Source organism: Alloalcanivorax sp. C16-1, assembly GCF_046507805.1.
Taxonomy (GTDB): Bacteria; Pseudomonadota; Gammaproteobacteria; order Pseudomonadales; family Alcanivoracaceae; genus Alloalcanivorax.
In genome coordinates this window covers 43,496-65,038 of record NZ_JBKFTK010000009.1, presented here as the reverse complement: position 1 = coordinate 65,038, position 21,543 = coordinate 43,496, and the positions used below count along the sequence as shown (strand labels likewise).

Here is a 21,543-nt window from a genome sequence, read left to right as displayed (position 1 = left end):
CCTACCAGATGCTCAAGGCCCTGGACCTGGAACCCGTCGTCCCCGGCGCCGGCGCCCTGCTGTCCGGCGCTTACTGAAGTTCGTTCTAAAGGAGACCGCACCATGGCCGATAACCACCACGATTCGAAGGACGACCTGGCGAACAATTACCAGGGCGTCTGGGGCACGCGCATCGGCTTCGGCCAGCGCCCGGCGTTACTGGCGGTGGATTTTCTGCAAGCCTATACCCGCCCGGGCGCACCGCTCTATGCCCCCGGCGTGGTGGAGGCCATGGATCATGCCCCGCGTCTGCTGCAAGCGGCGCGGGACAGCGGTATTCCGATCATACATACCAACATTCGTTACCATGGCGAAGGCCAGCTGGACGGCGGCATCTGGGTGAAAAAAGCCCCGGTGATGAGCGCCATGGTGGACGGCAACCCCGATGCGGAATTCTGTCGACCGGTGGAGCCGGCGGCCGGCGAGCTGGTGATTACCAAACAATACGCCAGCGCGTTTTTCGGCACGTCTCTTGCCTCCACCCTGGTGGCGTTGGGCGTGGATACCCTGATCGTGATGGGCTGTTCCACCAGTGGTTGCATTCGCGCCACGGCGGTGGACGGTCTGCAGCACGGTTTTCGCGTGATGGTCGTGCGCGAAGCCGTGGGCGATCGGCATCCCGCGCCCCACGAAGCCAATCTGTTCGATATCGACAGCAAATACGGCGACGTCATTTCCCTCGACGAAGCCCTCGCTCACCTCAATCCAGTCACCCAAGACTAAGGGGAAGAAAACCAATGAAAATGATTAAAAAACTGGCCACCGCCGCCGCAGCGGTCCTGCTCAGCGGAGCCCTCACCAGCCAGGCTCTGGCCGAATTTCCCGACGACACCATTACCATCGTGGTGCCCTGGCCCGCCGGCGGCGCCTATGATCTGTCCGCCCGGCTGATGGCCGAGAACCCGCCGGAAAATCTGCCGGTTTCCATGATCGTCACCAACGTGACCGGTGCCGCCGGTTCCAACGGTGTGCGTCACGTGGCCAAGTCCGATCCGGACGGCTACACCATCGGCATGATGGGCACCCACGCCATCGCGCAAAGCTACATGAACCGTAACGCCACGCCGCTGGAAGACATCGAGCCGCTGGTGTTCATCGGCCCCGAGCCGGCCTCCCTGGCGGTAGCCAACGACACCGGCATCGAAAACGTCAAACAGTACCTGGACCAGCTCAAGAAGCAGCCCGGCTCGATCATCAACGGCAACGACTCCCCCGGTGGTTTCTCCTACATTGCCGCCACCATGCTCGAAAACCACTTCAACGTGAAACTGTCCAAGGTGCCCTACCAGGGTTACGCCCCCACCGCCTCCGCGCTGGTGTCCGGCGAGGTGATGTCCACCACCCTGCCGATTCCGCTGCTGGCCGAACAGCACAAAGCCGGTAAAGTGAAAATCATCGGCGTGGCCGCCGAGAAGCGTCACCCGTTCGCCCCGGACGTGCCGACCTTCAAGGAGCAGGGCTTCGACTTCATCGCCGAGGACTTCTACATGCTCTACCTGCCCAAGGGCGTTCCGGAAGACCGCCGCGCCAAGCTTGAGGAAGGTTTCTACAAGCTGCTCAGCGACGAGAAGTTCCAGAAAAAAGCCGCCGAACTGGGCCTGGTGATCATGCCCCGCGACGCCGCCGGCACCCGTGCCTACCTCGAACAGCGCAACCAGGAAGTTAAACAGATCCTGGAAGACGCCAACCTGATCGAAAAATAAATCATGACTCAGCCCACCGACACCCAAGGTCAAGAGGAAAGCCAGCCTCTGAGCCCGGTCGTGGACCTCGGCGTCGCGATCCTGTTCGGGGTCATCTGCGCCGCCGGCTGGTTCTCGGTGCTCAGCGGTAAACGACTCATGGCCAGTCTCGACAGCGGCCTGGATCCCGGTGCCGCTTTCCTGCCGGTCGTGGTATTAGGCCTGCTTTCCCTGGGCACGGTATTGATCCTGATCAAGGGTCTCTACCGGTTGGCCAAACACGGGCGCGGTGGGCGCTCCATCGAGCACGGCGACCATGGGTCCGCCGTCGCTCTGTTGGTCAGCATGATTCTGCTCGGTGGCGGGGTGGCCGTGATCGGTTTCCTGCCCGCCACCTTTATCTTCAGCACCGCCTGGACCGCCTGGCTGAGCTGGCGCCGCACCGGTCGTCCGCTGCGCGCCGCCATCGTCGGCCTGATTCTCGGCGTGGCGCTGTGTCTTTTCCTCTATGTCACTTTCGTTTCCATCCTGAAAGTGCCGCTGGCCTGACGAGGTAATCCATGCTGACCGATTTTCTCGCCGCGCTTGGCACCACCCTGCTCTCTCCCTGGGGGCTGGTGCTCGCGGTCATCGGGACCTTGCTCGGCATTCTTCTGGGCGCCATGCCCGGCGTCAGCTCCACCATGGCGCTGGCGATCCTGCTGCCCATCAGCTTTGGCATGGACCCGCACCTGGCGATTCTGTTTTTGCTCACCGTGTTCGTCGCCAGCGTCTATGGCGGTTCCGTCACCGCCATTCTGATCAATATTCCCGGCACACCGGGCTCCATCGTCACCCAACTGGACGGTTATCCCATGGCCCGCTCCGGGCGCGCCGGCCAGGCGCTCACCTACGCGCTGGTGTCGTCCACCCTGGGCGGGCTGATCGGTCTGGTGGCGCTGGTACTGGTGGCGCCGATGCTGGCCGCCGCCGCCATGGAATTCCGCAGTCCGGAGTTCACCGCGGTGGCGGTGTTCGGCCTGGTGCTGCTGGCCTACGCCTCACCGGGCTCCACCATTCGCGGCATGATGGTGGGCGGTCTCGGCCTGCTGTGCGGCATGGTCGGTTTCGATAAACTCACCGACATTCCGCGCTTTACCTTCGACAGCACCGCCCTGCAGGGCGGCATTGAACTGGTGCCGTTGTGCGTGGGTCTGTTCGGTTTCGCCGAGGTGCTCAAGAACGTGGGCGCCGCCGGCCGTTCCTCCGGCAAGAGCGTGATGCCGGCCATCGGCAAGGTGTGGCCGCCGATGAAGGAGTTGCTGTCGCACTGGAAAACCATGCTGCGCGGTTCGCTGATCGGCGCCGGCGTGGGTGCCATTCCCGCCGCCGGTTCGGCCATCGCGGTGGCCATCGCCTACGCCCAGGAAATGCGTTTCTCCAAGCGCCCGGACAAGTTCGGCACCGGCGTCAGTGAAGGCGTGGTGGCGCCGGAGTCCGCCAACAGTTCCAGCATCGGCGGCACCCTGATTCCGATGATGACCCTGGGCATTCCCGGTGACGCCATCACCGCGGTGCTGATGGGCTCGCTGCTGATCCACGGCCTGCGTCCGGGGCCGGGGCTGTTCGCCAATAACCCGGAATTCGTGTCCGGCGTGTACTCCTCGTTCTTCCTGGCTCTGATCCTGACGCTGATCGTGGGGCTGCTGTTGATGCGCTGGGTGGCCTGGGTCACGCGCATCCCTTCCCACATTCTGATGGTGGTGATCGCGGTGCTGTGCGTGGTGGGGTCCTTCGCGATTCGCAACACCATGGACGATGTCTACATCATGCTGGCGTTCGGCGTGATCGGTTATCTGCTTAATCTGCTGCGTTTGCCGGCGGCGCCGCTGGCGTTCGGGTTGATCCTCGGGCCCTTGCTGGAGGAAAACCTGCGCCGCAGTCTGATCCTGGGACGCGGTTCCTGGGAGATTTTTATCAACAGCCCGATCGCGCTCACGCTGTTGTTGATGTCCGCGGCGGCGGTTCTTCTGCCGTTGCTGGCGCCTTGGTTCGTACGTCTCCGCAACGATCTGCGTCGTACCTACCGGTAATTACCCGTTACCTCAAAGCTGCCCCCCGCGTGGCCACCGGCGATCCCGGTGTCCGCCCGGGGGGCTTTTTTATGGTTCATCGTGCTTTGATGGGAGATCGATGCGGGAGGTCTCTATCCGGGACGCGGAGCTGTGTGGGGGCCTTCCCGGAAGGGCGTCGCGCTCTGAGCCGCGCCCCGGATGGAGGGTCCAGCTTCTTCAATCGTCTTCCGGGGCGCCGCTCATTTTGGCGAGCAGGTGCAGCAGGGCCACCCGCTCCGCCGGGTTGAGGCGCTCCATGGTCAGATCGGAAATGCGCTGCGCGGCCGGCACCATCTCTTCCACCAGATCCTCCCCTTCCTTGGTGATCGTCACCATCACCTTGCGCTGATCCCGCTCGCAGGTGGACAGCGCGATCCAGTCGCGGGCCTTCAGGCGCTTGATCACCCCGCGCACGGTGGCCGGGTCGATGGCGGTGGCCTGGACGATGTCGGTCAGTGAGCAGGCGCCCCGCTCCACCAACGTGCACAGCGTGACGAACTGAATGGCGGTGAGCTGCCGGTCGCTGGCGTGGCGCTGGAAGATGGCGGTGTGGCGCTGGTAGGCCCGGCGCAGCAAATGCCCCACCTGTTCCGAAAACTCGTAACCGTACTCGGAAGGCGTGTGGGGTTTGTTCCGTTTGGGCATGGGGCGTCCGCTCCGGTGCATTTAGGGTGTACACATTATAAACATCCCGGCCGGCGCCGGAAATCCCGCCGTCATCACGCCGCTCTTGACCCATGTCAACGGTCCTCGTGGTCGTCACTGCTAACGTTCATCCCGCCTCGATCCGGCCCGCCCGGACCGTCCATCAGAAGGGAAACAACATGCAAGACACCGCTGCGACGCCCGCCTACGACTATCAGGTGGTGCGGCAATTCACGGTCGCCACCGTGATCTGGGGGGTGGTGGGCATGCTGGTCGGCGTGTGGATCGCCGCCCAGCTGGCCTGGCCCGCGCTCAATCTGGAAATCCCCTGGCTGACCTTCGGCCGCCTGCGCCCATTGCACACCAACGCCGTGATCTTCGCGTTCGGCGGCAGCGCGCTGATCGGCACCTCACTTTACGTGGTCCAGCGGACCTGCGAAACCGCCCTGGCCTTTCCCAAGGTGGCGTCGTTCGTGTTCTGGGGCTATCAGTTGGTGATCGTGCTGGCCGCCGTTACCCTGCCGCTGGGTTTCACCAGCGCCAAGGAATACGCCGAGCTGGAGTGGCCCATCGATATCCTGCTGGCGGTGGTCTGGGTGGCCTACGCCCTGGTGTTCTTCGCCACCATCGCCCGGCGCCGCACCAGCCACATCTATGTGGCCAACTGGTTCTACGGCGCCTTTATCATCGCCGTTGCCCTGCTGCACATCGTCAACAGCGCGGCGGTGCCGATTTCCCTGACCAAATCCTATTCCGCCTACAGCGGCGCCATCGATGCCATGGTGCAGTGGTGGTACGGCCACAACGCGGTGGGCTTTTTCCTGACCGCCGGCTTCCTGGGCATGATGTACTACTACGTGCCGATCCAGGCGCAACGGCCGATCTACTCCTACCGGCTGTCCATCGTGCACTTCTGGGCGCTGATCGCCGTGTACATGTGGGCCGGCCCCCACCATCTGCATTATTCCAGCCTGCCGGACTGGGCACAGTCGGTGGGCATGGTGTTCTCCATCGTGCTGCTGGCGCCCAGCTGGGGCGGCATGATCAACGGGGTGATGACCCTGTCCGGCGCCTGGCACAAGCTGCGCACCGACCCGATCATCCGCTTCCTGATCGTGGCCCTGTCGTTCTACGGCATGAGCACCTTCGAAGGGCCGATGATGTCGATCAAGACCGTCAACGCGCTCAGCCACAACACCGACTGGACCATCGGCCACGTGCACTCCGGCGCCCTGGGCTGGGTGGCGATGATCACCATGGGTTCGGTCTATGTGATGGTGCCGCGCCTGTTCAACCGCCAGCGCATGTACTCGATCCGCTGGATCAACGCCCACTTCTGGCTCTCCACCATCGGCACGGTGCTCTACATCGCCGCCATGTGGGTGTCCGGCATCATGCAGGGCCTGATGTGGCGGGCGGTCAACGAGGACGGCACCCTCACCTACAACTTCGTGCAGGAGCTGGCCGAGCGGCAGCCGTTCTACATCGTGCGGCTGATCGGCGGCGTCATCTTCCTGGCCGGCATGATCCTGATGGCGGTGAACGTCTGGATGACGATTCGCGGTACGCGCAGCGATGAAGGCGAAGTCAATCTGGTCGGGGCGGAGGCGTAACGATGGCCAACTATCATTCGGTAATCGAAAAGAACGTGGGCCTGATGATCGTGCTCACCCTGGTGGCGGTGAGCTTCGGCGGGCTGGCGGAGATCGTGCCGCTGTTCTGGCAGAAGGCGACCACCGAGCCGATGTCCACCCTGCGCCCCTACACGGCGCTGGAAATGGCCGGCCGCGACGTCTACATCCGCGAAGGCTGCCATGTGTGCCACACCCAGATGGTGCGCCCGCTGCGCGCCGAGACCGAGCGCTTCGGGCCCTACAGCGTGGCCGGCGAGGACGTTTGGGAGCATCCGTTCCTGTGGGGCTCCAAACGCACCGGTCCGGACCTGGACCGGGTCGGGCTGCGGCCGATCACCGAGCAATGGCACCGTGAGCACCTGCGTGATCCGCGCCAGGTGGTGCCCGAGTCCAATATGCCCGCCTATCCCTGGCTGGCGGAGAACACGGTGGACTGGTCGCACATGGAACGCACTCTGAACGTGTTCAAGAACCAGTTCGGCGTGCCCTACAGCGATCAGGACATCGACGACCAGATGAACAAAGTACGCGGCGAATGGGCCAACGCCACCGAGGAAGACGCGGTGGTCGCCTATCTGCTGTCCCTGGGCCAGGCCCGGCGGGAGGAACGCTGATGAACTACCACGCTTTGCTGACGGTGATTTTCTTCATCGCCTTTCTGGCCCTGGTGGGCTGGGTGTACCGCCCCTCGCGTAAGGGTGATTACCAGCGCCTGGGCGAGATTCCCCTGAACACCGACCCGCTCGGCCCGGCCTCCCGGGACGGGCAAGACCACCGCCGGGGAGATCACTGATGAGTCAGTTCTGGAGCGTCTACATTATCGCCATCGTGGTGCTGAACCTGGCGGGGTGCGCCATCCTGCTGCTGGTCAACCTGAAGATGACGCCGGAGGAAGCGCGCAACGAGACCACCGGTCACAGCTTCGACGGCATCCAGGAGCGCAACCAGCCGTTGCCGCGCTGGTGGCTGTTCCTGTTCGTGGGCACGCTGATTTTCTCGGTCATCTATCTGGTGCTGTACCCGGGGCTGGGCCGGTTCGGTGGCCTGCTCAACTGGAGCAGCGTGACCCAGTGGCAGGAAGAAGTGGCGCTGGTGGAAAAACGGTCCGAGCCGTTGTTCCAGGAGTTCGCCAAGGTGCCGGTGGAGGAGCTTCACCAGTATCCGGAGGCCCGTGACGTGGGGGGCCGCCTGTTCGCCAACAACTGCGCCATCTGCCACGGCTCCGACGCGCGCGGCGCCAAGGGCTACCCCAACCTGACCGATGACGACTGGCTCTACGGGGGCAGCGCCGACGCCATCCTCACCAGCATCACCCAGGGCCGCAACGGGATGATGCCGCCCATGGCCGCCGCCATCGGCGGCACCGACGCCGCGGTGCGCGATATGGCGCTGTATGTGCAGAGCCTGAGCCGGCCGGACATGACCGGCGATCCACAGGTGGCGAAGGCGGTGGAACGGGCCAGGCCCAAATTCGCGGTCTGCGCCGCCTGCCACGGCCAGGACGCCACCGGCAATCAGGCCCTGGGCGCGCCCAACCTGACCGACGGCATCTGGCTGCACGGCGCCCGCCTGGAAGACATCGAAACCACCATTCGTCAGGGCCGCAACAGCCACATGCCGAAGCACGAAGGGGTGCTTTCCGACGAGCGACTGCATGTGCTCGCCGCCTATGTCTACGGCCTGTCGCAAAGCGACGAGGAGTAACCCATGAACGCAGGTCGCCGCATCCCGGTGGAGCAATCCCACCCCGACCCACACGGCGCGCGGCTCTACGCCAAGCGTCAGCGCATCCAGATCAAGGATGTGAAGGGGCACTACCAGCGTCTGCGCGACGCCAGTGTGCGGTTGGTGGTGGCGCTCTACCTGGTGCTGCCCTGGCTGACCTGGAACGACCGGCAGGCGATTCTGTTCAACCTGCCGGAACGCCGCTTTCATATCTTCGGCCTGACCTTCTGGCCGCAGGATTTTCTGTTCCTGGCCTGGGCGTTGATTCTCTCCGCCCTGGCCCTGTTTTTCGTCACCGTGTTCGCCGGCCGGGTGTACTGCGGCTACGTGTGCCCGCAGACCGCCTGGACCCGCTGGTTCATGGCCATCGAACAGTTCTTCGAAGGCGACCGCCATCAGCGCATCAAGCTCGACAAGGCGCCGCCGAGCCCGGGCAAGATCGCCCGGCGGCTGGGCAAGCACGGCCTGTGGCTGCTGCTGGCGCTGGCCACCGGCCTCACCTTCGTGGGCTATTTCTCGCCGATCCGCGACCTGGTGCCGGACTTCTTCACCGGCCAGGTGGGCGGCTGGGCGCTGTTCTGGATCGGCTTCTTTACCCTGGCCACCTACGGCAACGCCGGTTTCATGCGTGAGCAGGTGTGCCTTTATATGTGCCCCTACGCGCGCTTCCAGAGCGTGATGTTCGACCGGGACACCCTGATCGTGAGCTACGACCGGGCCCGGGGCGAGCCGCGCCGGCGCGGTGCCCGCAAGCAAGCGGAGGAGCCCGCCGGGGATTGCGTGGACTGCGGCCTGTGCGTGCAGGTGTGCCCCACCGGCATCGACATCCGCGACGGCCTGCAATATGAGTGCGTCACCTGCGCCGCCTGCATCGATGCCTGCGACCAGGTGATGGAACGGATTGACCGGCCCAAGGGGCTGATCCGCTACACCACCGAGAACGCCCTCAACGGCCGGCAAACCCATCGGCTGCGCCCGCGACTGCTGGGCTACGGCGCGGTGATTCTGGTGCTGGTGGGCCTGTTCATCGGCAGTCTGATCACCCGGGTGCCCCTGCAGGTGGACGTGCTGCGCGACCGCAACCAGCTGTACCGGGTCACCGGCAACGGCACCATCGAAAACAGCTACCGCCTGGAGATCCTCAACAAGGATCAGAGCCCGCACCGCTATGTGTTGACCCTGGAAGGGCCGGAAGGGCTGAGCCTGGTGAACGGCCCGCGCCACTTCAGCCTGGTGGGCGGCGAGCACCGCAGCCTGCCGGTGACGGTGAGCGGCGACCCCTACGCCGGCACGGTGCAATCCGCCGACATCCGCTTCCACGTGCGTGCCGTGACCGGCGCCGATGACGCCACCGATATGGAGATGGCCCATGAATCCCGCTTTATCGCCCCGCGTTCCTGAGGCGCCCTGGTACCGGCACCCGCTGGTCTGGCTGGTGATCGCCCTGCCCGCCTCGGCGATCATCGGCGGCCTGGTGACCCTGGCCATCGCCATTACCCACGCGGACAGCACCGTGGACGACAACTGGTACCGGGACGGCAAGGCCATCAACCGCTCCCTGGAGGCGGAGCAGCGCGCCGCCCTGTGGGGGTTGGGCGCCGCGTTTGAGACGGACGGCCGGGTCCGGCTGCACAGCGCCGTGGCGCTGCCGTGGCCGGATCATCTGGTGCTGTCGCTGCGTCACCCGGCGTTCGCCGATCGGGACCAGGAACGGCGCCTTCGCCATCTTGGAGAAGGCCGGTACCAGGCCGACGGCGCCCTGCCCGCCTCCGGTGATTGGGATGTGACCCTGGCGCCGCCGGACGGCGCCTGGCGGCTTTACCACCGCCTGCGTCTGGGCCCCGACGGGGCCCGCCTGGGCGCCCCGGAGACGCCCCGGTGACCACCGCCCGGCCCATTGCCACCCCCTCGGAGGTCCTGTGCGCCCATTGCGGCGAGCGGGCCCCCGATCCGCCATTCTGGGGCCCCGGCGACGTGGGGCAACGCCCGGCCTGCTGTCCCGGATGCGCCGCCGCCATGGCCCTGATCCACGACCTGGGCCTGGAGGATTACTATCACCTGCGCGGCGGCGACGGCGCCCCCGCCCCGGACCGCGGCGAACGAAACCGGACCCTGGCCTTGTTCGATGTGCCCGAGCTGATGGCCGCCCACCGCCGGCCGGACCCGGCCGGCGAGCGCCTGACCCTGGCGCTGTCCGGCCTGACCTGCGCCGCCTGCTGCTGGCTGATCGAGAAAGCCGCCGGCGATATTCCCGGCGTGGTCTCGGTGCGCACCAACCTGGCCGCCATGACCCTGACCCTGGTGTTCGACCGGGCGGACGCCCCGCGCCGGGTGGCGGAACGGTTGCTGGAACTGGGCTACGGCGTGACCCTGCCCGGCGACCCGGCCGCCGAGGCCGAGCAGCGCCGCGAAGCGCGCCGTCTGCTCGGTCGCCTGGCCCTGGCCGGGCTCGGTGCCATGCAGGCGATGATGTATTCCGCCGCGCTCTACCTGGGGGTGTTCGAGGACGGCGACGATGCGTTCGCCTGGCTGTTCCGCGTCGCCAGCCTGGTGGTGGCCACGCCGGTGGTGTTCTACGCCGGCTGGCCCTTCTTCCAGGGCGCCTGGCGGGGGTTGCGCGCCGGCCGGCCGGGCATGGATCTGCCGGTGGCGCTGGCGCTGGCGCTGGCCTGGTCCGGCTCCCTGGTGAACATGGCCCTGGGCGGGCGGCACGTCTATTTCGAGTCCGCCGCCATGTTCGTGTTTTTCCTGCTGCTGAGTCGCTGGCTGGAGCAGCGCCAGCGGCACCGGGTGCGGGCCGCCTGGCGCCGTCTGGAGGACGCCCTGCCGTTGGTGGTGCGGCGCCTGGACGGCGACCGGGAAACCTGGGTGGCGAGCCGCCAGGTGGGCGCCGGCGACCGGCTGTGTCTGAGCCAGGGCGAAGTGATTCCGGTGGACGGCCGGGTGGTGAGCGGCCAGGCCCAGGTGGCGGAGAGCGCGCTCACCGGCGAGCCGCTGCCGCGCCCGGCGGCGGCGGGCGACGCACTGCAGGCCGGCGCCCGCCTGCTGGAGGGCAGCCTGGTGCTGGAGGCCGCCGCGCCGGCGGCGCACAGCCTGGTGGCGCGGATCGGCGAGCAGGTGGCCCGGGCGGAGAGCGAACGGCTGCCGCTGGTGCGCGACTGGGGGCGGGTGGCCCCCCTGTTCACGCTGGGGGTACTGGTGCTGGCCGGGGTGACCCTGGCGCTGCACTGGTCCGCCGGCCCGGCCCTGGCCTTCGAGCACACCCTGGCGGTGCTGGTGGTGACCTGCCCCTGCGCCCTGGCGCTGGCCGTGCCGCTGACCGTGTCCGCCGCCCTGGGCGCGGCCCTCAAGGACGGCGTGCTGGTGGCCTCGCCCTCGCAGTTGCTGGCCCTGGATCGGGTGCGCGGGGTGCTGTTCGACAAGACCGGCACCCTCACCGAGGGTCGCTTCCAGCGGGTCGGCGCGCGTACCCCGGAGGGCGATGGGCGGGCCGACCATCACCGCGACCTGCTGGCGGTGGCCGCCGGCCTGGAACGGGGCCACCCGCACCCGCTGGCACGGGCCTTCGACGACCTGCAGCCGGCCCCGGTGGAGGCGGTGCGGATCCGCGCCGACGGCGCCGAGGGCCGCTACCAGGGCCGGCGCTGGCACATCGGTCCGGCCCCGGCGGAGGACGCCGCGCCGGATGGCGTGTCGGCGCTGCTGCTCAGCGAGGACGGCGTGCCACGCCTGTGGATCTTCCTGCGCGACCGCACCCGCGCGGACGCCGCCGATCTGGTGGCGGGCTGGCGACAGCGCGGCTGGCGTCTGCGGCTGGCCAGCGGCGACGGCGCCAGCGCGGTGGCGGCGCTGGCGGATGAGCTGGCGCTGGACCAGTGGCGGGCGCGCTGCACGCCGGACCAGAAAGCCGCCTGGCTGGGCGAACTGCGGCGGCAGGAAGGGCCGCAACTGATGGTCGGCGATGGCATCAACGACGCCCCGGCGCTGCTCGCCGCCGACGTGTCCGTGGCCACCGCCGACGCCACCAGCCTGGCCCGCCGCGCCGCCGGCCTGTACCTGCTGACCGCCGATCTGAAGCCGCTGGGCCGGCTGCCGGCCCTGGCCGGCAAGGCGCGCCGACGCATTCACCAGAATCTGATCTGGGCGCTGGGCTACAACCTGCTCGCGGTGCCCCTGGCCATGGCCGGCTGGGTGCCGCCGTGGGCGGCGGCCCTGGGCATGTCCGCCAGTTCCCTGATCGTTACCTTCAACGCCGCGAGGTTGTCCCGATGGCCATCGTCATTCTGCTGATTCCGCTGGCCCTGCTGTTTCTGGGCGCGGCCCTGTGGGCGCTGTTCTGGGCGATCCGCCGGGGTCAGTTCGAGGACCTGGAGCACGAGGCCTGGCGGGTGGTGTTCGAGGACCGCGACCATGATTGACGCGGTCCCGGCGTTGCTGCCGCTGATGGCCGGCGCGCTGATGCTGGCGCTGGGCGGCCTGTTGCACTGCGCCGGCATGTGCGGCGGCATCGGTGCCGCCCTGACCTTCACCATTCCCGCCCAACGCCGGCAAGGCGGGCGTCTGTGGCTGTGGCAGGGTCTGTTCGCCGGCGGACGGGTGGCCGCCTACGGGCTGCTCGGCGCCCTGGCCGGGACCCTGGGCGGTGCCCTGCTGGGCCGCCTGCCCGGCGGCGGGCCGGCCTGGCCGGCGCTGTTCTCGGGGCTGCTGATGGCGCTGCTGGCCGCCCATTTTCTCGGCCATGGCGCCCTGCTGAGGCGTCTGGAGCGGCCCGGCGCCCGGCTCTGGCGGCGGCTGAAGCCGCTGAGCGACCGTCTGCTGCCCGTGGACCGGCCGCACAAGGCGGTGGCGCTGGGCGCTCTGTGGGGGCTGCTGCCCTGCGGGCTGGTGTATTCCGCCCTGTTGCTGGCCGCCACCACCGGGGGCGCCGGGGGCGGCGCCCTGGTGATGCTGATGTTCGGCGCGGTCACCGTGGCGCCGGTGGCCCTGGCCGGTGTCGCCGGCGGGCGCCTGGGTGGCAAGGGGCGCGACCACCGGCGCTGGGCCGGCGCCGCCAGCCTGGCCCTGGCCGCCTGGTTTCTGGCCCAGGGCCTGTGGGGCGGCCACGGCGCCCTGCCCCTGCCGTTCTGCTGATCGGGAATCGGGCCCCGCTTGACCTGCGTCAAGATAGCCGGGGCCCGGGCTGGCATCATGGCCGGGCTTATCACCTGGAGCTTTGCCCATGACCCTCTGGAACCCGGATCTGATTCGCCGCTTCGGCGGGCCCGGGGCCCGCTATACCTCCTATCCACCGGCCACCCAGTTCCACGAGGAGATCCGCCCGGCCCAGGTGGCCGCCGCCGTGGAGGCCGGCAACCACGCCCACCGGGATCTGTCGCTGTACTGCCATATCCCGTTCTGTGCCACGGTCTGCTATTACTGCGCCTGCAACCGCATCGTCACCGCCAACCGGCACCGGGCGGTGGAATACCTGGCCCACCTGAAAACCGAGCTGCGCGCCAAGGCCACCCTGGTGGACCCGCAGCGGCCGGTGGTGCAGATGCACTGGGGCGGCGGCACGCCCACCTTTCTCAATGACGCCCAGATCACCGAGCTGGTCTATGACCTGGCCCGCTATTTCCGCCTGCTGGAAGACGACCGGGGCGACTATGCCATGGAGATCGATCCGCGCACCGTGGACCGCTCCCGGCTGGGACTGCTGCGCGGGCTTGGTTTCAACCGGCTGAGCCTGGGCGTGCAGGATCTGGACCCGCGCGTGCAGCAGGCGGTCAACCGGGTGCAGCCGCTGGACATGATCCGCCGGGTGTTCGAGGACGCCGCGGATTTCGGCTTCCACTCGCTCAACGCGGACCTGATCTACGGGCTGCCCTGGCAGAGCGAATCCAGCCTGGCCCGCTCCCTGGAGCAGCTGGTGGCCCTGCGTCCGGGACGCATCTCCCTGTACAACTACGCTCACCTGCCGGCGCGCTTCAAAGTGCAACGTCAGATTCCGGAACGCACCCTGCCGAGCCCGTCGGAGAAACTGGCCATGCAGGTGCGCGCCGGTGAACTGCTGCAGCAGGCCGGTTACGACCTGATCGGCATGGACCACTTCGCGCTGCCCGACGACGAAATGGCCGTGGCCCGCCGGGAAGGCCGGCTGCACCGCAATTTCCAGGGCTACACCCTGCACGGCGACGCCGACCTGATCGGCTTCGGCGTCAGCGCCATCAGCGATCTGGGCGATCTCTACACCCAGGCGCCCAAGCGGCTGGAGGACTGGCAGGAGCAGGTCCAGGCCGGACGCTGGCCACTGGAGCGCGGCTACCAGCTGAACCGCGACGACCTGCTGCGCCGCTCGGTGATCATGGGGCTGCTGTGCGACCTGCGCCTGGATCTGGCCGCTTTCCGCGAACGCTGGGGGGTGGATTTCACCGATTACTTCGCCGACGCCCTGGCGCCGCTGGGTGAATTCGAAAACCTGGGCCTGCTCACCATGGAGGGCAGTGACCTGGTGATCACCGACGCCGGCCGCCTGGTGGCGCGGGCGCTGGTGCAGCCGTTCGACCGCTTTGCCGGCGCCGGTCAGGGGGAACGTTTCAGCCGCATTATTTGAGGGCTGTCCGCTTTTTGCGGGGTCCGCCACTTGTTCAGCCTATGAGGCCTTTTATAATGACTTACGCAGCTTCTTTGATACGCAGCCAGGAAGGGGGCGCCATGCCGAGGACAGTATCCTGTAATGATTGCAGTCTCAGCCCGATTTGTTTGCCACTGGCGGTGGCGCCCGCCCAGCTTGATCAGCTCGACCACATCATCCAGCGTGGCCGCCCGCTGAAACGCGGCGAGCACCTGTTCCGCGCCGCCGACGATTTCCACTCGGTGTACGCGGTGCGTTCCGGTGCCCTGAAAACCTATGTGTTGTCCGACGAAGGCGAGGAACAGGTCACCGGCTTCTATCTGCCCGGCGAGATTCTCGGCATGGACGGCATCAGCACCGCCCGCCACCTGTCCAACGCCAAGGCACTGGAAACCGCCACGGTCTGTGAGATTCCGTTCCATCGTCTGGAAGATCTGTCACAGAAAATCCCCACCCTGCAGCACCATTTCTTCGGCCTGATGAGCAAGGAAATCCGCGCCGACCGGGAGCTGCACATGCTGCTCAGCAAGAAAAGCGCCGACGACCGGGTCGCTTCGCTGCTGCTGTCCCTGGCCGCCCGTCAGCAGCGCCGGGGCCTGAGCAACAAGCGTTTCCGGCTGCCCATGTCGCGCTATGACATCGCCAACTATCTGGGCCTGGCGGTGGAAACGGTGAGTCGTATTTTCACTCGCTTCCAGCAGCAGAAGATGCTGTGGGTGGACGGTCGCGAGGTGGAAATCCTGGATCGTCCGGCCCTGTGTGGCAGCGGCGGCCTGCACCCGGTGGAAAACGCCTGAGGTCGCCGCGCCGCCTTTCATTCGCACTGCAAAAGGACCCGCTGTATGAACTCCAAGAACGGCATTCTGGTGTTTCTTGATCGTGATCTTAAGGCGCCGCAACCGGCCCTGGAGAAAGCGCTGAAACTGGCCCGCGCCGCCGGCCAGCGGCTGACCGTGGCGGTCAACAGCGACTCCGCCGCCATGCGCCGGGCGGTGGGCTTCGACGAGCAGCGCCGCGAAAGCGCCGAGCGTCAGATCGTGCGGGCCTGGGAAAAGCGCATTGATGACCTGGTCGGCGACGTGAGCGTGGAAAAGCGCGTGGCCGCCCACCGCGACGCGGAAACCGCCCTGCGCGAAACGGTGGTGGACTGCGCGCCGTCGCTGATCGTGGTGCACACCAGCGACGAAGGCACCTTGAAACGGCACCTGTTCACGCCACGGGACTGGCTGTTGATCCGCCATGCGCCCTGCCCGGTGCTGTGCGTGCATTCCCCCGCCTGGAGCGATCCGCCGCGCATCACCGCGGCGGTGGAGCCGGAGGAAGAACCGGGCGGCCTCGACAGCGCCGTCATCCATCAGGCGCGCTACTGGAGTGAGCAGCTGCACGGTGAGCTGGAAGCGGTGCATGTGCTGGAGCACCCGGATGAAACCCTGCTGCTGGTGGCCGGCGAGGCGCTGCCGGAATACGCGGCCAGCGCCAAGAGCATCCGCGATTACCACGCCAAGGCGCTGGCCGAATTCGCCCGCCGCGAGAACCTGCCCGACGAGCGCACCACCCTGCTGGAAGGCCCGGTGACGCGCACCCTGGTGGACTACTGCCAGGACGAGGGCTGTGATCTGCTGGTGGTGGGCACGGTGCGGCGCAATACCGTGGAGCGCCTGCTGCTGGGTGCCACCGCCGAGTCCTTGCTGACCCGCACGGTCAACGATGTGCTGGTGGTGAAGCCGGAAGACTTTGAAAGCGACTGGAACGCGCCGGCCTCCTAGGCCGCTTTTACCGCTTTTAGCAATCCCCGCGAGGCCGGTCACCACGGGCCTCGCGCCGTTTCGGGAGCGTCTCGCTCCGCGTCGCCGGCTTGCGTTGTGTTTTGCCGTCCTTAGGGTTGGGTCCGGAAGGTCAAACCGTTTTCCGCAACCGCGAGGAGGACAAGGACGTGGACGATACCGATCTCGGCACCCTGGACGGCACCACCCTCACCCGCCTGTTCCGTGACGGCAAGGCATCACCGCTGGAAGCCACCCGCGCGGCGCTGGCGCGCATCGACCGCTTCAACGAACAGGTCAACGCCTACACCTACGTGGACCGGGAGGGCGCCGAAAAGGCGGCCCGCGCCTCGGCCCGCCGCTGGGGTCAGGGCCGGCCGCTGAGTCCCATCGACGGCCTGCCGGTGTCCCTGAAGGACCTGACCGAGGTGGCCGGCATGCCGGCCCGGGAAGGCTCCCTGACGGTACCCGGCGGCCTGTGCGACGAGGACGCGCCGCCGGCGCGCAAGCTGCGCGAGGCCGGCGCCGTATTGCTGGGCAAAACCAATACCCCTGAATTCGGCTGGAAGGCGGTCACCGACAACCGCGTGTACGGCACCACCCTCAATCCCTGGGACACCCGGCTGACGCCGGGCGGCTCCTCCGGTGGCGCGGCGGTGGCGGCGGCGCTGAACATGGGCGTGCTGCACCAGGGCGGCGATTCCGGCGGCTCGATCCGCATTCCCGCCAGCTTCACCGGCGTGTTCGGCTTCAAGCCGACCTTTGGCTGGACGCCGCAATGGCCGCCGGCCAAGGCACCGACCCTGTCGCACATCGGCCCGCTCACCCGCACCGTGGCCGACGCGGTAAGCATGCTCAACGTGATCGGCCGCTACGATTACCGGGACCCCTATGCCACCCGGGGCCAGCCGGAAGACTGGGGCGACCGGCTGCGCGACGATCTGAAGGGCCTGACCATCGCCTATTCCCCGGATCTCGGCTATGCCCGGGTGAACCCGCAAATCGCCGAGCGGGTGCGCGACGCGGTGGGCCGCCTGGAAGAACTGGGCGCCAAGGTGGAGGAGATCCACCCCGGCTTCGAGTCCCCGCTGGAAACCTTCCGGGTGCTGTGGTTCACCGCCTCCCAGCAGATTCTCGCCAGCAGCGACGCCGCCGACCAGCAACGCCTGGACCCGGGCCTGGTGGCCGACGGCAAGCGGGCGGAAAAATGCACCGCGCTGGATTACTTCCAGGCGTTGTCGGACCGCGCCCTGCTCACCGAGCGCCTGGAGCATTTCACCGAGCGCTACGATCTGCTGGTCACCCCGACGGTGCCCATTGAGCCCTTCGAGGCCAATCACAACGTGCCGCCGGACGGCGAGCTCACCGACTGGGAGCAGTGGACCCCGTTTTCCTACCCGTTCAACCTGACCCAGCAGCCGGCCGCCTCGGTGCCCTGCGGTTTCACCGACGCCGGCCTGCCGGTGGGCATGCAGATCGTCTCCGGCCGCTACCAGGACCCCAAGGTGCTGCACGCCTGCCACGCCTATATGAACGCCTTCCCGGCCCGTTTTCCCACGGTGCCGGACCCGGCGCAGTACGCGTGAACCGCCGAACCCTTCGAAACCAACCATCCGAAACAAGGAGACCAGGATGATCGTCAGAGACCGTAAGGACGCCAAACGCTCCGAAGTGGACGAGGAAAAATTCGTCAGCCGCCGCTACACCCTGCGCGCGGACGGCATGGGCCACTCGGTGCACGAGACCTACATCAAACCGGGCCAGTCCCTGCACATGTGGTACCGCAACCATAAGGAAACGGTGATCTGCATTGAGGGCGAGGGCCGCATCGAGGACGTTACCGAGGGCGGCCATTGGGACCTGAAGCCCGGCGTGCTCTACGCGCTGGACAAAAACCAGAAGCACATTCTCAGCAGCGAGGAAGGCATGACCGTGCTGTGCGTGTTCTCGCCGTCACTGGTGGGGCCGGAAGACCACGACGAACGGGGCAGTTACCCGCTCTACGACGACGATGGCAGCATCGTGCGGCATTGAGCGCCCCGCGCCACCACGGGAACCCACGGCGCCCGCCGGGCGCCGTGCCGGCTCATTGCTCGGCGCGACGGAACACCGGCCGGGTGTCCGAGGACGCTTCCTTGTCGTACCGGTAACCGGCCTCGCGGAATTTTGTCAGATCCGCCGGCTTGTCGATGCCCTTTTGCAGAATCCAGGCCGCCATCAGACCGCGCGCCTTCTTGGCGTAGAAGCTGATCACCTTGTACTGCCCGTTTTTCTCGTCCTGGAACACCGGCTCGATCACCGGCCCGGGCAGCCGCTTGGGGTGCACGGATTTGAAATACTCGTTGGAGGCCAGATTGACCAGCACCTCGGTGTCGGCGGCTTTCATGTCCTTGGCGAGCTGGTCGGTGATGGTCTCGCCCCAGAACTGATACAGATCCTTGCCGCGCGGGTTGTCGAGCCGCGTGCCCATTTCCAGCCGATAGGGCTGCATCAGGTCCAGCGGCCGCAGCAGGCCGTACAGGCCGCTGAGAATGCGCAGGCGCTTTTGCGCCGCTTTCAGGTCGTCGCTGTCGAAGCGCGCCACGTCCAGACCGGTGTAGACGTCGCCCTTGAAGGCGAACAGGGCCGGCCGTGCATTGGCCTTGTCGAACGGGCGTGACCATTGCGCGAAGCGCTCCGCGTTGAGATGCGCGATCTTGTCGCTGACTTTCATCAGCGCGGCGATGTCCGCCGGAGACAGCGCCCGCGCGCGCTCCACCAGTTCCGCGCTGTCGTCGAGAAGACGCGGCCGGGTGGCGCGCAGCGACGGCAGCGGTGTTTCGTAATCCAGGGTTTTCGCCGGCGAAACGACGATCAGCATGGTGTTCTCCTTTACATGACGCGGTAGTGATTATAAGAAGAGCGCAGTGAGAAGAAAGCTATCGGCCCGATTGATCCGCCCGCCCGGCGGCACGGGCCACTACCGGGAGTGCCTTCGACAATGCGTTTTCTGCTGATCCTGACCGTCTCCGTGGCCGTGGTGGTGCTGCTCTGGGGAAGCTGGCAGGCGGGCCGGCGGCCGTTCTACCTGGCGCTGGCCGGGGTAGTGGTGGCCGGCACCCTGTTCGCCCTGGCCACCCTGTTCACCGAGCAGGAGCGGCGGGTCCCGGCGGCGCCGGAGAGCGTGACCGTCAATGTGTACGCCGTGCACGGCACCGAAACCACCTACCGGCTCACCGGCGACATCGCCAACCAGGGCGAATACCCGGTGGCCCGGGTGCAGCTCGCCGCGGAGGCGCTCAAGTGTCCGCCGGCACGGGCCTGCCAGGTGCTGCACGAGGCCCGTGAAACGGTGTCCATGCACATTCCCCCCGGTGGCCGCTACCCGCTCAATCTGTCGATTCCGCGCCCTACCCCGGATGTGCAGGCCGATCGCTGGCGTCTGCGGGTATTGCGCGTGGAAGTCTATGGCCGATGACGACCGCCGCCGATAGAGGCTGGCCAAGGGAAATCGAACGGTTCACAATGCCGGCCTTCCCACGCACCGCAGCGGGTAGGAGAGACCATGGCAGCGCTGATTCCCGGCCAGCCCACCCCCATCGCCCCCCACGCCTGGCGGGTCCTCGGCCGTAATCCGGGGATGATGACCGGCCCCGGCACCAACAGCTATTTGCTGGGTGACCGGGCCTTGACGGTGATCGATCCCGGCCCGGTGGATCCGGAGCACACCCGCGCGCTGGTCGATGCCGCCGCCGCCCAGGGCAAGGCCATCGAGCAGATTCTGGTCACCCATACCCACCGGGATCATTCCCCCGGCGCCGTGGCGCTGGCGCAGGCCACCGGCGCCACCCTGCTGGGCCCGGACGTACCCGACGACGGCCTGCAGGACGAAAGCTGGGCGCCGGCCCGGCGACTGCGCCACGGCGACGTGCTGGACTGCGGCGGCGTGCCGCTGGAAGTGATCGCCACTCCCGGCCACGTGGGCAACCACCTGTGTTACCTGATGACCGAGCAGGCGCTGTTGTTCACCGGCGACCATCTGATCCAGGGCTCCACCGTTGTGATCGCCCCGCCCTCCGGCTCCATGGCCGCCTACATGGATTCCCTGGCGCTGCTCCGCGATTACCGCATCGACACCATGGCGCCGGGCCACGGCGATCTGATCGTGGACCCCATGGACACCGTGGAGAAAACCCTGGCCCATCGCCGGGAACGGGAAAAGAAGGTGTTCAATGCCCTGGACGGGCAAGCGGTGACGGTGCAGGAACTGGTCACCCGGGTCTACGCCGACGTGCCGGACTTTCTGCACGGCGTCGCCTGCCTGTCCCTGGAAGCGCACCTGATCAAGCTCCGCGACGAAGGCCGCGTCAGCCACGAACAGGGCAAATGGTCGGTTTGAAAGGGGCTACAACCACCCCTTCCGCTTGAAGTACCAATACGGCGCCAGCCCGGACAGAATCATCAACCCGATCACCATCGGATAGCCGAACGCCCATTGCAGCTCCGGCATGACCCGGAAGTTCATGCCGTAGATGCTGGCGATCATGGTCGGCGGCAGGAACACCACGGCGGCGATGGAGAAGATCTTGATGATCTGGTTCTGCTCGATATTGATGAACCCCTGGGTGGAATCCATCAGGAAGTTGATCTTCTCGAACAGGAAGGTGGCGTGGGACATCAGCGTATCCAGGTCGTGCTGGATCTCCGAGCAGGTGCGGCGGCGGTCCTTGTCGGCGCGCACGTAGCGCTGGATGAAGGAGATCGAACGCTGGGTGTCCATCAGGCACAGCCGCACCTTGCCGTTGCTGTCCTCGAGATGGGCCAGCTTCTCGATGCCGTCCTCCAGCTCCGCTTCCTCGTCCTCCAGCACCAGGTAGCTCACGTCTTCCAGATCCCGGTGGATGTCTTCCAGGGTATCCGCCAGGTTCTCGGTCTTCTGTTCGAGAATATTGAGCAGAATGTCGAGCGGCTGCTGCACCCGCACCCAACCCCGCCGCACGCGCAGGCGCATCAGCCGGAAGTCGGGCAGGCGGGAGTCACGGAAGGTGAGCAGGCGGCCGGGCTGCAGCACGAACGCTACGGTGGCGGTGCGATGGCGGCCTTCCGCCTGATAGACGAACAGGGAGTGCACGTGCAGGCCATGCTCGTCGTGGAAGAAGCGGGCCGACGCCTCGATCTCCTCCACGTCCTCGGAGGCTGGCAGTGCCTGCCGGAACAGATGCTGTACCTGCTGCCGCTCCTCGTCGGTGGCGTCCACCAGGTCGATCCAGCTGGCCGCGTCCGAGGTGGCCGGCGTCATATCGGCCACGTCCCGTTCGCGCAGAACGCCGTTCTCGATGTCGTAGACGTGCAGCATGCTAGACTCCCGGA

General features: G+C 67.0%; 23 protein-coding genes. 20 read left to right on the top strand and 3 right to left on the bottom strand.

The annotated features are described in order from the left end of the window. Positions 1–102: 102 nt before the first annotated feature. Genes ACLD0W_RS17995 through ACLD0W_RS17980 form a run of 4 tightly spaced genes read left to right on the top strand, consistent with a single transcriptional unit; the run spans position 103 to position 3,793 of the window. Positions 103–762 (top strand): N-carbamoylsarcosine amidohydrolase, encoded by a 660-nt coding sequence (locus ACLD0W_RS17995; protein WP_410308827.1) that lies wholly within the window; start codon positions 103–105, stop codon positions 760–762. A gap of 14 nt (positions 763–776) precedes the next feature. Then, entirely contained in the window at positions 777–1,742 is a 966-nt protein-coding gene (locus ACLD0W_RS17990) for a Bug family tripartite tricarboxylate transporter substrate binding protein (protein ID WP_410308826.1), read from the top strand. 3 nt (positions 1,743–1,745) lie between these two features. Next, a complete protein-coding gene (locus ACLD0W_RS17985) occupies positions 1,746–2,270 on the top strand; it encodes a tripartite tricarboxylate transporter TctB family protein (protein WP_410308825.1) in 525 nt (174 codons plus the stop codon). 11 nt (positions 2,271–2,281) lie between these two features. Beyond that, positions 2,282–3,793 (top strand): tripartite tricarboxylate transporter permease, encoded by a 1,512-nt coding sequence (locus ACLD0W_RS17980; protein WP_410308824.1) that lies wholly within the window; start codon positions 2,282–2,284, stop codon positions 3,791–3,793. A gap of 198 nt (positions 3,794–3,991) precedes the next feature. On the opposite strand, the gene ACLD0W_RS17975 is transcribed toward ACLD0W_RS17980, so the two are convergent. Then, positions 3,992–4,459 carry a MarR family winged helix-turn-helix transcriptional regulator gene (locus ACLD0W_RS17975; RefSeq protein WP_204431418.1) on the bottom strand — a complete coding sequence of 156 codons (468 nt, stop codon included), beginning with the start codon at positions 4,457–4,459 and terminating at the stop codon, positions 3,992–3,994. Positions 4,460–4,638: 179 nt separating this feature from the next. On the opposite strand from ACLD0W_RS17975, the gene ccoN reads away from it, so the two are divergent. The 14 genes from ccoN (at position 4,639) to ACLD0W_RS17905 (ending at position 18,228) form a co-directional block, all read left to right on the top strand. Further along, positions 4,639–6,072: a cytochrome-c oxidase, cbb3-type subunit I gene (gene ccoN / locus ACLD0W_RS17970; protein WP_410308823.1), complete on the top strand. Its 1,434-nt coding sequence runs from the start codon at positions 4,639–4,641 to the stop codon at positions 6,070–6,072. 2 nt (positions 6,073–6,074) lie between these two features. Continuing rightward, positions 6,075–6,707: a cytochrome-c oxidase, cbb3-type subunit II gene (gene ccoO, locus ACLD0W_RS17965; RefSeq protein WP_410308822.1), complete on the top strand. Its 633-nt coding sequence runs from the start codon at positions 6,075–6,077 to the stop codon at positions 6,705–6,707. After that, positions 6,707–6,886, top strand: a complete 180-nt coding sequence (locus ACLD0W_RS17960; RefSeq protein ID WP_410308821.1) for a cbb3-type cytochrome oxidase subunit 3 — start codon at positions 6,707–6,709, stop codon at positions 6,884–6,886. Before ccoO ends, ACLD0W_RS17960 begins: the two co-directional genes overlap by 1 nt. Then, entirely contained in the window at positions 6,886–7,797 is a 912-nt protein-coding gene (ccoP, locus tag ACLD0W_RS17955; protein ID WP_410308820.1) for a cytochrome-c oxidase, cbb3-type subunit III, read from the top strand. Before ACLD0W_RS17960 ends, ccoP begins: the two co-directional genes overlap by 1 nt. A 3-nt stretch (positions 7,798–7,800) precedes the next feature. After that, the gene (gene ccoG, locus ACLD0W_RS17950; protein WP_410308819.1) at positions 7,801–9,219 is read left to right on the top strand and encodes a cytochrome c oxidase accessory protein CcoG; all 1,419 of its coding nucleotides are present in this window, start codon (positions 7,801–7,803) and stop codon (positions 9,217–9,219) included. Then, positions 9,188–9,700 carry a FixH family protein gene (locus tag ACLD0W_RS17945; protein WP_410308818.1) on the top strand — a complete coding sequence of 171 codons (513 nt, stop codon included), beginning with the start codon at positions 9,188–9,190 and terminating at the stop codon, positions 9,698–9,700. The genes ccoG and ACLD0W_RS17945 overlap by 32 nt, the downstream gene beginning before the upstream one ends. After that, positions 9,697–12,108, top strand: coding sequence for a heavy metal translocating P-type ATPase (locus ACLD0W_RS17940; protein WP_410308817.1), 2,412 nt, complete (start codon positions 9,697–9,699; stop codon positions 12,106–12,108). Before ACLD0W_RS17945 ends, ACLD0W_RS17940 begins: the two co-directional genes overlap by 4 nt. Next, a complete protein-coding gene (gene ccoS, locus ACLD0W_RS17935) occupies positions 12,087–12,236 on the top strand; it encodes a cbb3-type cytochrome oxidase assembly protein CcoS (protein WP_410308816.1) in 150 nt (49 codons plus the stop codon). The genes ACLD0W_RS17940 and ccoS overlap by 22 nt, the downstream gene beginning before the upstream one ends. Beyond that, positions 12,229–12,948 (top strand): sulfite exporter TauE/SafE family protein, encoded by a 720-nt coding sequence (locus ACLD0W_RS17930; protein WP_410308815.1) that lies wholly within the window; start codon positions 12,229–12,231, stop codon positions 12,946–12,948. Before ccoS ends, ACLD0W_RS17930 begins: the two co-directional genes overlap by 8 nt. An 88-nt stretch (positions 12,949–13,036) precedes the next feature. Then, a complete protein-coding gene (hemN, locus tag ACLD0W_RS17925) occupies positions 13,037–14,410 on the top strand; it encodes an oxygen-independent coproporphyrinogen III oxidase (RefSeq protein ID WP_410308814.1) in 1,374 nt (457 codons plus the stop codon). A 101-nt stretch (positions 14,411–14,511) separates the two neighbouring features. After that, on the top strand, positions 14,512–15,228 hold the full coding sequence (gene fnr, locus ACLD0W_RS17920) for a fumarate/nitrate reduction transcriptional regulator Fnr (protein WP_204431428.1): 717 nt from the start codon (positions 14,512–14,514) through the stop codon (positions 15,226–15,228). A 45-nt stretch (positions 15,229–15,273) separates the two neighbouring features. Continuing rightward, complete coding sequence (locus ACLD0W_RS17915; RefSeq protein ID WP_410308813.1) at positions 15,274–16,197, top strand: universal stress protein; 924 nt, start codon at positions 15,274–15,276, stop codon at positions 16,195–16,197. 167 nt (positions 16,198–16,364) lie between these two features. Continuing rightward, complete coding sequence (locus ACLD0W_RS17910) at positions 16,365–17,780, top strand: amidase (RefSeq protein ID WP_410308812.1); 1,416 nt, start codon at positions 16,365–16,367, stop codon at positions 17,778–17,780. A 46-nt stretch (positions 17,781–17,826) separates the two neighbouring features. Continuing rightward, complete coding sequence (locus ACLD0W_RS17905) at positions 17,827–18,228, top strand: ectoine synthase (RefSeq protein ID WP_410308811.1); 402 nt, start codon at positions 17,827–17,829, stop codon at positions 18,226–18,228. Between the two features lie 52 nt (positions 18,229–18,280). Here the strand turns inward: ACLD0W_RS17905 and yaaA are convergent, their stop codons facing one another. Continuing rightward, entirely contained in the window at positions 18,281–19,054 is a 774-nt protein-coding gene (yaaA, locus tag ACLD0W_RS17900; RefSeq protein ID WP_410308810.1) for a peroxide stress protein YaaA, read from the bottom strand. A gap of 120 nt (positions 19,055–19,174) precedes the next feature. On the opposite strand from yaaA, the gene ACLD0W_RS17895 reads away from it, so the two are divergent. After that, positions 19,175–19,651 carry a hypothetical protein gene (locus ACLD0W_RS17895; RefSeq protein WP_410308809.1) on the top strand — a complete coding sequence of 159 codons (477 nt, stop codon included), beginning with the start codon at positions 19,175–19,177 and terminating at the stop codon, positions 19,649–19,651. A gap of 87 nt (positions 19,652–19,738) precedes the next feature. Then, positions 19,739–20,572 carry an MBL fold metallo-hydrolase gene (locus tag ACLD0W_RS17890; protein ID WP_410308808.1) on the top strand — a complete coding sequence of 278 codons (834 nt, stop codon included), beginning with the start codon at positions 19,739–19,741 and terminating at the stop codon, positions 20,570–20,572. A gap of 6 nt (positions 20,573–20,578) precedes the next feature. Here the strand turns inward: ACLD0W_RS17890 and corA are convergent, their stop codons facing one another. Then, positions 20,579–21,529, bottom strand: a complete 951-nt coding sequence (gene corA / locus ACLD0W_RS17885; RefSeq protein ID WP_204431435.1) for a magnesium/cobalt transporter CorA — start codon at positions 21,527–21,529, stop codon at positions 20,579–20,581. Between the last annotated feature and the right edge of the window lie 14 nt (positions 21,530–21,543).